13 protein-coding genes are annotated in these 13576 nt (G+C 30.9%); 2 read left to right on the forward strand and 11 right to left on the reverse strand.

The features are described from left to right. Nucleotides 1-63: 63 nt before the first annotated feature. The 6 genes from LACWKB10_RS08585 to LACWKB10_RS08610 all read right to left on the reverse strand — a co-directional run bounded on the left by LACWKB10_RS08585 (nucleotide 64) and on the right by LACWKB10_RS08610 (nucleotide 5532). Nucleotides 64-942 carry a homing endonuclease associated repeat-containing protein gene (locus tag LACWKB10_RS08585; protein ID WP_034981263.1) on the reverse strand — a complete coding sequence of 293 codons (879 nt, stop codon included), beginning with the start codon at nucleotides 940-942 and terminating at the stop codon, nucleotides 64-66. Between the two features lie 671 nt (nucleotides 943-1613). Further along, nucleotides 1614-2864, reverse strand: coding sequence for a hypothetical protein (locus LACWKB10_RS08590; protein WP_034981266.1), 1251 nt, complete (start codon nucleotides 2862-2864; stop codon nucleotides 1614-1616). A gap of 254 nt (nucleotides 2865-3118) precedes the next feature. Beyond that, nucleotides 3119-3751, reverse strand: coding sequence for a tyrosine-type recombinase/integrase (locus LACWKB10_RS08595; protein ID WP_034981268.1), 633 nt, complete (start codon nucleotides 3749-3751; stop codon nucleotides 3119-3121). Between the two features lie 437 nt (nucleotides 3752-4188). Next, nucleotides 4189-4593, reverse strand: coding sequence for a type II toxin-antitoxin system HicB family antitoxin (locus LACWKB10_RS08600; RefSeq protein WP_034981271.1), 405 nt, complete (start codon nucleotides 4591-4593; stop codon nucleotides 4189-4191). Nucleotides 4594-4650: 57 nt separating this feature from the next. Continuing rightward, entirely contained in the window at nucleotides 4651-4842 is a 192-nt protein-coding gene (locus tag LACWKB10_RS08605; protein ID WP_034981274.1) for a type II toxin-antitoxin system HicA family toxin, read from the reverse strand. A gap of 456 nt (nucleotides 4843-5298) precedes the next feature. Continuing rightward, on the reverse strand, nucleotides 5299-5532 hold the full coding sequence (locus LACWKB10_RS08610) for a helix-turn-helix transcriptional regulator (protein ID WP_052060372.1): 234 nt from the start codon (nucleotides 5530-5532) through the stop codon (nucleotides 5299-5301). 287 nt (nucleotides 5533-5819) lie between these two features. Here LACWKB10_RS08610 and xerS point away from each other — a divergent pair, with 287 nt between their 5' ends. After that, nucleotides 5820-6914 carry a tyrosine recombinase XerS gene (xerS, locus tag LACWKB10_RS08615; RefSeq protein ID WP_034981279.1) on the forward strand — a complete coding sequence of 365 codons (1095 nt, stop codon included), beginning with the start codon at nucleotides 5820-5822 and terminating at the stop codon, nucleotides 6912-6914. A 137-nt stretch (nucleotides 6915-7051) separates the two neighbouring features. Here the strand turns inward: xerS and LACWKB10_RS08620 are convergent, their stop codons facing one another. Next, nucleotides 7052-9460 (reverse strand): transglycosylase domain-containing protein, encoded by a 2409-nt coding sequence (locus LACWKB10_RS08620; RefSeq protein WP_034981280.1) that lies wholly within the window; start codon nucleotides 9458-9460, stop codon nucleotides 7052-7054. A 258-nt stretch (nucleotides 9461-9718) separates the two neighbouring features. On the opposite strand from LACWKB10_RS08620, the gene LACWKB10_RS08625 reads away from it, so the two are divergent. Continuing rightward, nucleotides 9719-10381 (forward strand): LysM peptidoglycan-binding domain-containing protein, encoded by a 663-nt coding sequence (locus LACWKB10_RS08625; protein ID WP_034981281.1) that lies wholly within the window; start codon nucleotides 9719-9721, stop codon nucleotides 10379-10381. Nucleotides 10382-10547: 166 nt separating this feature from the next. On the opposite strand, the gene LACWKB10_RS08630 is transcribed toward LACWKB10_RS08625, so the two are convergent. The 4 genes from LACWKB10_RS08630 to LACWKB10_RS08645 form a co-directional block, all read right to left on the reverse strand. After that, entirely contained in the window at nucleotides 10548-11156 is a 609-nt protein-coding gene (locus tag LACWKB10_RS08630) for a hypothetical protein (RefSeq protein WP_034981282.1), read from the reverse strand. Between the two features lie 262 nt (nucleotides 11157-11418). Further along, complete coding sequence (locus LACWKB10_RS08635) at nucleotides 11419-11709, reverse strand: hypothetical protein (protein WP_034981283.1); 291 nt, start codon at nucleotides 11707-11709, stop codon at nucleotides 11419-11421. A gap of 45 nt (nucleotides 11710-11754) precedes the next feature. Beyond that, complete coding sequence (locus tag LACWKB10_RS08640; protein ID WP_052060373.1) at nucleotides 11755-12345, reverse strand: RadC family protein; 591 nt, start codon at nucleotides 12343-12345, stop codon at nucleotides 11755-11757. A 194-nt stretch (nucleotides 12346-12539) separates the two neighbouring features. Further along, nucleotides 12540-13133, reverse strand: a complete 594-nt coding sequence (locus LACWKB10_RS08645; RefSeq protein ID WP_034981285.1) for a hypothetical protein — start codon at nucleotides 13131-13133, stop codon at nucleotides 12540-12542. Nucleotides 13134-13576 lie beyond the last annotated feature (443 nt).

The following is a 13576-nucleotide window of genomic DNA, read 5'->3' on the forward strand; positions in this document are numbered from 1 at the left end:
AAAATACACGACCCCGATCAAATATCGAAATCGTGCATTGAGTCTTGCGTAATATTAAAATGTCTAACTTTTTAGTTGCACTTCATTTTGCAATGTACCAATTTTTATGCCTGTTTTCTGTTCGGCTTCTAACCAACTAGAATATTTTTTGCCAGCAATTACTATTTGATGAGATTTAGTTGAATCAATTTTTATGCCTTTTTTATCTAAAAATTCAGTTAATGATGGACGATTAATAACCTTTTGATTACTTTGGTTGATCAAAAAATTATTAATACGTGAAATAGTTAGGCTTTTATCATTGGATGCAGCAACAACATTTTTAAAGCTTATTGTTTTACGTTCTTTGATTAATTTTTGAGCAGCTAAGATAATATCTTTTTCGACCTTTTTTTTTCGATTTTCACGTTCCGTCTGCAGATCAAATTCTTTAGCAAAATCATCAATACCTTTCCAGTACTTCATTATTTGATTAGCTGGGAAATGATCTTTATACATTTCTTTCCAAGTTGGCATACGATGATACTTCTCAATTTCTTTTCTGCCTTTATAAATGACCTCTTGTTTGCTAATAATTGAATTTCCAACAAAAGTAGCATTTATGTGACAGCTTTTTAAGGCAGCCCTCCATGATCCACCTAATCTTCTGGCTGCAGTACGTGAATGTTCATATTGATTTTCTTTAGGAGGATAACCTAGTCTATGATATAAGTCTTGAATTTCTGAAATCAGTTGTATGGTTGAAATTCCACGATCACAGTGTTTGATTACACCTACCTTGTAGTCATCCATTGACTGTAAAAAGTAACGATATAAGCCATATTTTTTGATAATAATGGTTTGAGAACTAGTAGATAAATCTTTCTTCAAAGGAATTCTTTGAAGCTTTTCCTTTATTTCTTTATATTCCATAATAGCCGTATTTAAAGTCTTTTCTTCCATCTGTTTTTCCTTTCTAATTAGTCACAATTTAGCATTTGCTTTTTAGCTAGAATAAAATGTAAAAATTTTAAAAAAACTAAAAACAGGTGATGTATTATAATATTTTTAATATTTATCAAATAAAAAAGCCCAGTTATTTAAACTGGACTTTTTCTTTGAGCGAAAAAATTTTGATCTTGTGAATTGATCATAAACAAATATAATAAAATAATTACTAATTCTTCTAAAACAACAATAATTTGATTGAAAGATAAAATCAAAAAAATACAATAAATATTGATTTTATCCAATCATCTAATCTAAAACAACTTTTTTAAAGTCTTATCATAATAAAACCTCCATACTAAAAAAGATCAGTTATGCTGATCCTCACTTGTAGTATTCAATTTTCTTATTTAACTCAACGCAAAAAAGGCTTTAAGTACATACTTAAAACCTTAATTTTAGTTAGCGATAAACAATAAAAATATCTTACGATAGTGATAAACAATAGACGAATTTCAACAATGAAATTCAACACCAACGCTTAATGATAAATCAAAAAATCAAGCAAAATTAAATGAATAAAAATAAAATTTATTCACATGATTATTATACAAAATTTTTATCCAATAGTAACCCTAGATTATCTTGAAATATTATATCGTACTTGATAATATTCCAAGATTTTCCTACATATTAAAACTATCAGGATTTCCAAATTGGTCTTTTAAAACCTCTGACCAATTAGAAATATCATCAATATGATCGGGATATACACTTAATAAAGTTCCAAGTAATTGTATGAAATAATTTGAAACAGAGCGCTTTTCATCAGTGCTTACTCTAACTAACCGAGCAGGGCCATTAGCAGCTTCTGCAAATACGCAACGAATGTTAGAATAATTGATCTTTTCTTGAATAAGACTATCAATAGGTAGAACTTTTTTTTCTTTAACTGTATTTTTTTTTGTTAAATAGACTGTATTGGAGAAGGCATCCCATTTTTGGCTTGGATAAAAGAAATAATTAAGTTCTTCACCTTTAACATTTTCAAAGAACTTATTATAGAACTTAATTGCACCAGGTAACTGTTCTGGATATTTAGTATAAATTGCTTGATTTAATGATTTGAGACCTTTAAAAGTATCATCATAATTTGAATAAGTTAGAGATAAGAAATTGGTGTGTCTAGTACCCACGAAAAGGCAATGCCAATCATATGACTCATTCTGAATGTATTGTGCAACATCTATCACGTCTTGTTCCACTTTGTGTTCACTTAGAGACCTATCACAATCATAAGTGCCAAAAGTAGATAATCTTAATAATAAGGAATTAGTTTGGCTTCGCCAATCTGCACTCCTAAATAATAAATGTGTCCGCAACGTTCTTGCTTTTTTTTCAATAGCTTCCAAATATTTAATAGGATCCAAATTATAAGTACAACAAAAGCTAAAGACTAAATTAGCATATTCAGATATATTATTGAATGATGATTCGTAATACATAGTATTATTGTCATAATTTACAAATAAAGTATAATCAAGAATTTCATCATTCTTTTTTAGAGTCTTAAGACTAAGATTTAAATCCTCAAGTTCCTTTTCAATTGATTCAATTTTAGAAATATTCATATATTTACCGATGTGAGTAAAAGTATCAGTAAGCTGAATATAATCAAAATCTTCATTAATTTTCTCTACAGGATTTTTTCGATAGCAAATATCTTTAATGCCACTAGTTATTCTCTCAAATAGGTAATCTTTTTTAAATTGAGATTGTAGTAGCAAGTTAAAAATCAAATCTGATTGTCCCTGCATAGAATTACCACAAGTAAAATTGGATACAGCTTGGTCTTTATAATATACTGTGATTAATCCTGAGTAACAAGTTATATCATCTAATTTTTCTACCATGTTTTTAATTTCGTTAATTTTCATGTTGTTCTCCATCTGATCTATAATTAATTTCTGATTCACTTTCAATTGTACAAAAATTTATTTGCCCAAAACGAAAGTTAAACATCCAAGAATTATTAAATATTTATCTTTAAAAGCATAATTTTTTCGATGCTGAGAAGGCGATTTTAAGACCAAGTTCAGTTAATTTAATTAACAATGACACAGAATGCTTAAAAATAGCAAAAGAAAAAAGCCCTTTTTTGAATGAAAAGAGCCTTTATAAATTTAGAAAATTAAACTCTATTAAAGTTAATTTGATCTAGTAATGCTTCCTTACGTTCTTCTTCAAAACCTAAGTATCTGAAAGTCATTGCTTCGCTACTATGATTCAACAAGTGAGATACGAAACCAATATTATGTCCTGTCTGTTCGTAAATAATGAATGCTCCAGTCTTTCTCATAGTATGTGAACCAATCCAATCAACACCTAATTTAAGTCCAATTTTGTGACAGATACGATAATAAGTGTTCTCTGCAATCGGCTTATTTTCACCTAAGTATCTTGAACTTGGAAATAACCATTCACTAGATGCTAATTTTTTATAGGGATGCTTTTTTTCATAGTCTTGCAACCACTCATAGTAGTCTTCCAATACATCTCTTACTGGAGTGAGATATAGTCTGTTCTGCTTTTTTGTTTTCTTATCTTTGGTAAAGACTTCTTTTTTTACTCTGCCCCTCTTATCGAAAACTTGATCTTTTTTTAAAGCCAAAACATCACTTACTCTTAAGCACGTAACTTTACCTGTCTGAAAAATGGCATAGTTCCTTTCTCCCATTTCTCCTTCGCTTTTTAATTTGTCTAAAAACTTTTTTAGCATAATTGAGTCCGTAATTGGTCGTGTAACTTTATGTTTTCTCGGCATTTTTTGTTCCTTACTTTATGTTATCTTTTAAAGCCTTGCTATATGGTTATTTTAACGTATTAAGTAGAATAATTCTATTATATTTATTTATTCTACATAGTTAAATAGCTCAAAATTTTACTATCAGTAAGAATGCACCTTTTAGCATACTATGTAGAAAAAGTATCTTTTTCTACATAGTTTAAATTTGAAGATGTTTAATCAAAACAAAATATACGGCTAAGTTTATTAAATTAATAGTCAAAAAAGATGAACTAGGCCTTAGAATCGCTCTCTCAGCATAACAAAAAACAGAAGCAAGGTATAAACTTACTTCTGTATATTTAATCTGTAGAAACCTTTTTCCGAAAAAGTACAATATCTTTTAAGTTATAAGGATCATAATCTTTTATAAAAATTGGTATAACCTTCCAAGGACTATTAACCAAACATAAATATTATTTTTCTTGCAAAATTGCATTAGTCAATAAAGATGAAAAATTCAATTTTAATTTTTTCGCTTTACGATCAGCCCACTGGGGAATGGTTAAAGTCTTTTTTACCAACTTATCGTTGTCTAAGTACTTTGATACATTTGCTCTAATCAAAGTTGCAAAAGAACCATCCGGGACTTTCAGCTTATCTATTTTTGAAGGAGAGTTAATTGAGTCACCACTTTCAATATAGTCCGCCAAAGTTAATCCTAGTGCTTCCTCAGCCATCTCAATTCCATAAGAAATATTATCAGTATTGATTCCAGTAAAAGCACCTTGAATGTCAGGAAATTCGATTAAATAACCGCCATTAGTTTCTGGTGTAAAAATTGCAGGATAAACTAAATAAAGCTTAGTTTTTTTACTCATAAAGCATTCTCCTTTGAAAAACGCAAAGTGATTAAATTATCAACTTTGCGTAAAATTTCAGGGCTTTTTAAGCCCTGCTTCCTTAAGAATTTTACGCTCAAGGCCATTACCAAGATCTTGATTGCCATGAATAGGTACCGTTATTCTTACACCATCTTTATATAAATGATGATGTGAGCCAGCAACTCGACGTTCAATCCAGCCATTTTCGAGTAATAGCTTGAGCATCTCCTTTCCTGTAAGTGGCATGTATACTTACCTCCTTACGTTTTTAATTGTAACACGTATTACACGTGTAAACAACAAATAAATTAGTTAGCGTCTTTTAGTCACTAGCCACTTCATTAATCCTAGAATACTAAAAAGCAGTTAGAGGGATGTTTACGTGCATCCATTGAATAGAGCCATCATTCAACCTAAGAGAAGTTGTCAAGAACTTTATAACTTAGCACAATACTTACCTAAGAAAAATTTTTCAAACCAGCTTTAGTCAAACGAAATATCATTAGAGCTTTACCGCAATTTAATTAATCGTTGGCGTCCTGGAACATACACCTTACCTGTTATCAGTCATTTACCATTTGAATTTATCTAACAGCAGGCTTAATTTGTTTTTAAAAACTATTAGGTAGTCGAAACAAAAAGAGAGCTTAAAGCTCTCTTTTTTACGTATTTAGACTTGCTGATATTAAGACGGTATGAATTCTATCCTATCCTTACCTTTTGCTTAGTTGCTTGGGCAATTTTACTCAATAACTTTGTGGAAGTATTCATTGAACCACTCTTTATCCGTACAATTGTTGATTGTGGCTTATCTATTAGTTTTGCAAATTCTCTTTGGCTTAAGCCAAGATTACTTCGTAAATTCCTTACCTGAACAGCAATTTCAAAATTTATATTATTTTGACTAACTTCTTTGGCAAATTCAGGATCACGCATACTACGTTCACGTGCATATTCATAAATTTTTACCTCTTTTCAAATTCAATCTTCTTTTCTTTGCCTTACTTATTTCTTTGATTGGTGTTTTTTGTCTTTTTTATTAAAACCATGTGTCATAACATAATGCCCATTTTTAAGTCGTAATTGTTTTAAGAACCTCTACGATAAAGAATATGAACTAACAAAGTTTGCTACCTTTAATAATTAAAATGGTATTATACTTCCTTTATAGCATCTTTATTATCATTTATAATAGACATATAAAGATTTGGAGATGAAACTACTTGGATGCAAAACAATATTCAAAATTAATTGATAAGGAATTACAAAATTTACCAATTTATGTGTTTTATTATTCACAACAACCTAATCTTTCTTTGACTACTGTTTACCAATATTTAACTGAATACAGACGATTCTTTGATTGGCTTAGAATTACACCTGCTGATGTAGAAAATCCAAGTAAGGGGTACATTAGTAATGCAAAGAACAATAAGGATATTCAATTATCTACTTTAGAGCATCTTCAATCTGCTCAAATTCAAATGTTCTTAAAAGAATTAAGTGTAAAGCAAAATAAACAATCTACAAGAGACAGCAAAAAAACAATTAATAGAACAATCAATGCACTTAGATCATTATTTCATTACCTTACTGTTACTGCGGATTTAAAAAATGGAGAGCCTTACTTTTATCGAAATGTAATGCTTAAAATCCCTTTGGTAAAAGGATCACGTGAATCTATTTCTTATCGTAATGCTAAATTTTCTCCTATGCTTTACACTGGAAGCAAAAAACATGAGTGGTTAAGCTATATCAAAAACGATTATGAAAAAGAATTAAGCAATAGAAAGCGTTCTTCTTTTTTATTTAACAAAGAAAGAGATGTAGCCGTTATAGCTTTATTGTTAGGATCAGGTATTAGAGTATCAGAGCTTGTGCATTTAAATTTAAAAGATTTAAACGTGACTCAGCGAAGCATAATCGTTATACGAAAAGGAAATAAAAAAGATGCACCATTAATTGCTGATTGGGCAATGCCCTATATTAAAGATTATTTAACTATAAGAAAGCAGCGCTATAACCCTGAAAAAAAAGAACAAGCATTATTCTTAACTAAATATGCCGGCAAAGCCAAGCGTATTGCAACGAATACAGTAGAATGCTTTGTTAGCAAATATTCTACTGCCTTTCCTGATGGAAATAGAACAACACCCCATAAATTGCGTCACTCATTAGGCACTGAACTTTACGATGAAAGTAAAGATGTTATGACTGTAGCAACTCAACTAGGACATACAGGTATCTCTGCTACAGATCAATATATTCAACAGACTGAAGTAGAAAAGCAAAGAATTCAACTAGACAAAATAAAATAATAAAAAATGTTCAATAGGAATTATCTCCTATTGAACATTTTTACTTTTAAAGCAAATCTTTTAAAAATACATTAGCTTATTATAGTAACCTAAAAATAAGGTTTTTCTACTTCTATACAATGCGTTTTCTACCCAATTTATCTGCTGCTGTAATAGTAATATTTAACTGGTGAATTATTTTGTTGTTGCTGTATATTTGATCTTTGATTGTTTTGCTGAACATTTTGGGTATTGTTCTGATTATTGTTTTGCTGATTAGTCCTTTGATTGAAAGTATAGTCTGGTGTTCTCTGATACTTTCTTATGACGTATCTTGGAATACGATTAAGTCTTTTACGACTTACAGATGATATTGCAGGTGCATGTCCCTCTTGAAATAATTCATTTCCAGTATTATATCTTCGTACTAAAACTGTGCTTGGCTTTACCCAATCAATATTTGCCTTATCTTCCATTAAATAAGACATCATTGCTTTATAATACAACGCTGCTGAATCTTCACCACTACCGGAAATTTTACCATTATTCAAATTATCATAGCCTGTCCATACTGACATGACATAGCTACGAGTGTAACCAACAAACCATGAATCTTTTGGTGTTCCCTTATACGAGGGATGCTTTTTAAGTTCTCCATCAGAGTATTTTACTGTACCAGTCTTACCTGCTTGGATTAAATCACCAATTATAGCTTTAGTACCTGATCCATGTGTAATTACACCTTTTAGCATATCAGTAATCATATAAGCCGTTGATTTGTCCATTACATGAATCCCAGGTCCATCATAATTTTTAACATCTCCTGTGGCAGTTTCAATTTTAGAAACAAATTGTGGCTTATGATATAGGCCATTGTCTGCAAATGCACTATAAGCCCCTGCCATTTGCAAAGAAGAAGCATTTGCACCAATAGCAACTGATAATCCTTGTGCTGGATCTGCATTTACTCCCATTTTTTTAGCGAATTTAGAAGCTTTTAGCAAACCAACGCTCTCTAGAGTTCTAACGGCTGGGACATTACGTGATTGCTCAAGTGCATAACGCATAGTCATATTTCCATAATATCTATTATCCCAATCGTAAAGTTGGATATGAGTACCTTCATAAACATAAGGACTATCTGAAAGCACTCGTGCTGTTGACCAATGTTTGTACTGTATTGCTGGTGCATAATCTAAAACCGGCTTTATGGAAGAACCAGTGGATCTTACTGTTTGTACCGCACGATCTAATCCTAATTGAACATTTGGCAAATGACGGCCACCAATTATTGCTACAACATGTCCGTTATTCGGGTCAACTACAGTGGCTCCAATTTGCATTTTATCGTTAGTAAATGGAATTTTATTATCATTTGCCAACGAATAAAGCTTATCTTGGGCTTTTTGGTCAATATTTACAGTGATTTTCAAATTATCATTATATGGATCATAGCCTTTGGCTCTGACTTCATCTACTACTTCTTTGATATAAGGGTCATCTACTTTTCTAAGCTTAGATTGAGTATCATGTTCATAAATCAAGCCTGACTGAATATTTTCAGTTGAAGCCCGATCATACTGTAATTGAGTTATCTTTCCATTTTTCAGCATTGCTTGTAAAACTAGATTTCTTCTATATCTTGCTCTTGCAGGGCTTACATATGGATCATAGAAAGTAGGTGAATTAGGCATCCCCGCAAGCAAAGCTGTTTGAGCCAAGTCTAATTTATCAGGCGTTTTTCCATAATAGTATCTACTTGCCGTCCCAATTCCATAAAGAGAATAATTCATATAGACCTTGTTCACATAGTATTCAAGTATTTGCTCTCTGGAATATTCTCGGCTAACGTGCATTGCTATCCATGCTTCTTGTGCCTTACGTTTTAAAGTTCTATCTGAAGCATTTGTACTAAAAACAGACAATTTAATTAGCTGTTGAGTAATTGAAGAACCACCTGCAGAAATGTCATGTCCTCTAATGTTTGCTACAGTTGATCCTACAATTCTAATGGGATCAAGCCCTAAAGGCTCATTCCAAAATCTTTTATCTTCAATTGAAACAATTGCATTTTTTAAGGTAGATGGAATTTCGTCATATTTTAAATAATATCTTTTTGCTTGTCCTAAAGTTAATAAGACTTTCCCATCTGTCGTATATAAAGTGGAGGATCCTCCACTGGCAAGTTGGGCTTGAGTAACGTTTGGAGCCTTACTCGCATAATAGGCAAATAGTCCAACACCTGATAAAACTAACAAACATGCTAAAATTGAACACCATTTAAAAAATTTCCAAAAGAAATTTAAGACCGGATGATGCACAGTATTATCACTGCGAGTTTCATAATCATCTTCATCTGAATCATCAGATTCTTCTTCCGGGTCAAAAATACCAGGGGCATCTTCTTCATCCTGTTCTTGCTGAAATTTATCTTCTTGCTCTTGTGGAGGGTTATATTTAGAGCCACTTGGCAAAATTGAATTTAATTCATCATAAAAATTATCATGTTCTTGATTAAATTCGTTGGGCGTTTTTTTATCATCAAAATCTTTATTTTCTGATTTCATAGTGGCCAACCTTTCATATCATATCTTTAATTCGATTTTACAGGGATTCTCAATTATAAATACAAACACTCATTTTTCTTAAAAAATAAACTTTTAAGAGTCAATTAGGACTACTTTTGTGTAATAAATTTGTAATAAATCGCCTTGTATTAAGTATTTAACCACTTTCCTTACTTTCAGCTTAAGATTAAATCGTAGTCAATTGTGAGACTGATTTATTTACAATCAGTTATTTAAGAAAGGAACTTTAATTAGAAGATGAAATTAACATTACGACAAGCTATTTTATTTTTAGTAGGTGGAACTGCCGGTGCTTTAGGAATGCAAAATGCAAGCTCGACTGCACACGCTGATATAGTTACAGTTAAGTTTGGTGACACCACTTGGGGCCTTTCTAGAAAGTATGGCACTACTGTTAAGAAGATTGTTAAAGACAATCATCTTAAAAACGGCGGTAAAGATATTTACGTTGACCAAAAGTTAAATATTAAGAATAACAAGAAAGTTAAGACTGCTTATGCAGACACCAAAACTACTTCAACATCTGCTCAGAGTGCTGTATCTCAAGCTCCAGCAGCTTCATCAATTCAATCAAGTCAACAACAAAGCTACAACTATGGTGGCTCACAAACTCCTGCATACAGTTCAAGAGCAAATAATGGTTCAACTAATTATAATTCACCTGTTTCTGGTGGTGAACAAGCTGCTAAGAATTGGATTGCTGCAAGAGAATCTGGTGGTAATTATAATGCTGTAAATGCTTCATCAGGTGCTTATGGTAAGTTCCAATTACTGCCTGGGTACCTTCACGGTGATTATTCTCCAGCCAACCAAGAACGAACTGCAGATAAGTATGTTTCTAGCAGATATGGTTCATGGACTACTGCTAAGGCTTTTTGGGAAGCAAACGGCTGGTATTAACAGTATTAAGTGGTGACGCACTGAATTTTATTCAGTGCGTCATTTTTGAATTGAATAAATTTGGTAACAATGTATTTTAAATTTTTATATATAAGTTTCGAACAAAAAAGCCTTGATCCTATATGGATCAAGGCTTTTTTACTTAAAATACTAATTTGACCATCTTTCATATTTCCCTACATTTATTAATTTCCTCGTTGTCAGCTAACTTAGCTATTTCCTTGTATTGCAAAGGGTTATCAACTAATTTTGAATTATCTAACTTAAATATTTTTTCTTCTAAGACTACTACGTCCTCCTCAAAATGATAATCTAAACTATCTAATAGTTCTTTATCTTCTTGCACGATAGCGGTCAAATAACTACTTATTAATACTGCATCAACATCAATAAGAGAATAAGTTTGAAGAGCATTCAAATAATCTTTTTTACTTTTATAGCACTTTTTTATTCCTTCAGAATACAATTCAATGCAATCATGTTGAGATGAAAAAATTCTTTCTAACGTTCCATCATCGGGATCAACACCATAAATCATTGCTGCTTTCAGATGAGTGGCTCCGAACTTTTTACTCATGTAATCGTAACTTAATGGACATGCTGTTTTGTAATTGCCTAGGACATAATTTAAACGTGAAAGTTTTGTAAAACCGTATTTTTTCCATGAATTGCAATCTTTTAGGCAAGCATTAATAGCTCGATTTTCATTTTCAGATAAATCTGTTGAAAGTTGCTTCAACATTTCCTTATTAAAATATGCTTTCCATTTAATCATTTTTTATTTTCTCCTAAAAATTAAAACAAGACAATTTGTGTTGTCTTATCTATCTTTTGACTATTGTGTATGAACATGCATCTATACGTAAATCTAATGGAATATCCTTTGGATCTTTAACTTTAATAGTATTAGCTGCCATAATCATTAATTGTTAATCTCCTGCTTACGCATTTATTAAATATATACAAGATGGATTGTTAATACTTATCAAGCAGACGCGCCAGTCGATATTACTGGATTACATCTAATCAAAATTTACTTAATCTTCGTCTTTAAATTCATCCCTGAAGTAGTCTGGGTCTTCATATACTTGGTCTTGATATTCAGCCGCGATTTGGTCTATTGTTTTTTCTAAGCTTTCATAATAATCAATGCCATCTCCGTCTGTTTGCCAAAACGTCCAAACCTTTTCACCTTTTTTTAAAATAAGTACTCCCTGTTGTTTATAAAAGTCATTACTATCCACGTCAACATATATTCTATAAACATTATCATCAATCTCATCAAATACTAGTGTAGTGGCTTCATTTAAATTCAGTTCTTTTTTCATTTTATAATTCCTTAATTTACAATAATATTTTTATTTCTCTAAAACCTAAAGTAATTCGTTTTCTTTCATTGACAGGTAACGTCCATTACCAATAATAAAATGATCTAAGAGTCCTACTCCCAAAACATTACCAGCTTTACTTAATCTTTTAGTTATATTAAAATCAGCATCCGAAGGATATAATTGGCCAGATGGATGATTGTGACAACAAATAATATTAGCCGCATTATTTGCTAAAGCCACGTTAAACACATCTCTTGGTTCCACAATTGCCTTATCTAGAGTCCCTATTGAAACTATATCTTCAGAAATAATGCGGTTACTATTATCATAAGAAAGAAGAATAAATTCTTCTTTTTTTAATTCGCTATATTTAGCCGAAATATAATTACCCACGTCTGTAGGCGAAACTAACTTAGGCCTGTCTAAAACTTGGTGAGCAAGTTCATCTCTTAGAAACTCAACATAGGCTTTCTTAGATGTTGAACTATCAAAAGTTTTATTTTTCTTTAGTGATGTAAAAAGTTGCTCAACTGTCTGAACACCCTTTGCTTTTAATTCAGAATTTAAAATATCCAATAATTCATTTTTGCACATGTACCCTACTTCTTTTAATTGAATAGTTTTCTTTGTCATTTTTAATTTCCTCTATATCAAAAAACACCATTAAATATATTTATTTTACTTGGTATTACTTATAAAGTGCTTAAGCCTTTTTTTGAACTTATACCAGTAAATTATCAGTAAAATCTGATTCTATTTTTACTGGTAAAACTTTATAATTCGCAATTTTATGAGCGCAATTATTATTTTTCCTTACAGCTTTTTACTTATTTAATTTGTTCTTTAGAACCGGAATTTAAAATATCATCAATTGATTTGTAATTATTTTCTCTCCAATTTTCTCTATAATGCTTTTCTTCATTTTGACCATTTTTACTCTCATCAGAAGTAGAAATACCCTCAATTAAATTTGAAGAAGCAGTTTTACTTTCATTAAAAACTGGAACGATTGAGTCATTAGATAATGGTCTCTCAGATGAATTATCTTCTGGCTTATTAAACGCCATTTGAGGTGTAGTTAATTCTCCAGTAGAAGTATTAACCAACAAATCATCAGCGGTTACTTCTTTATCTTCTGAATCATTTTCAGAATTAGAAACACCTTTTTTATTTGATACGTCAAAGCCTTTAGTAATATTACTACGCTCAGACTGCAAATAAGTATCCATTGCAGTTTTACGTCTAATACCATAAGGAATTTCGCTTATGTAAAAGCTATTATCTTGGCTTGATTCTTTTTGTTCTTCTTGAAATTGCTCAAAAGTTTTTGGTGATTCATTAGTTTTTTCATCAGCATCTTCCTGTTCTTGGTGATGATACCAAATTACTCCGATAATAATTAAAATAATCAATAATCCCATTTTTATTCTCCTATTCTTTAAAATACTTTTTTACCTTTTTGCTTAAAATTAATCTGAAACTTTCAACTTCCAGATGTGGCGCAAAGATAGTAATTTTTCCATATGCAATAACCTCCTAAAAAGAAAACAAAAAAGTCATTTGATTAATTGATAATCAAATGACTCTCTTTTTCTATTTAATTTAAACAATATAAATTATCTGAATGAGATAATTAATTAAACAATAATAAGAACCTCTACAGTGAGATTCAATAACCAACTAAATCAGTAAACAATCTACTGATTTAAAAATCAAAATGAATAATAAGTAAATTCATTCACTAATAGTTTAGCATTTAATTGTCACTCGGTAAAATACTTAGCTACGTTTTATAAACCACATTTTAACAGAAGGCTCTCTTCTTTTTTAACTTTCTCCATAAATACTTTACGCTAACTACTTC

The sequence above is a fragment of the Lactobacillus sp. wkB10 genome (assembly GCF_000760615.1).
Classification (GTDB): domain Bacteria; phylum Bacillota; class Bacilli; order Lactobacillales; family Lactobacillaceae; genus Lactobacillus; species Lactobacillus huangpiensis.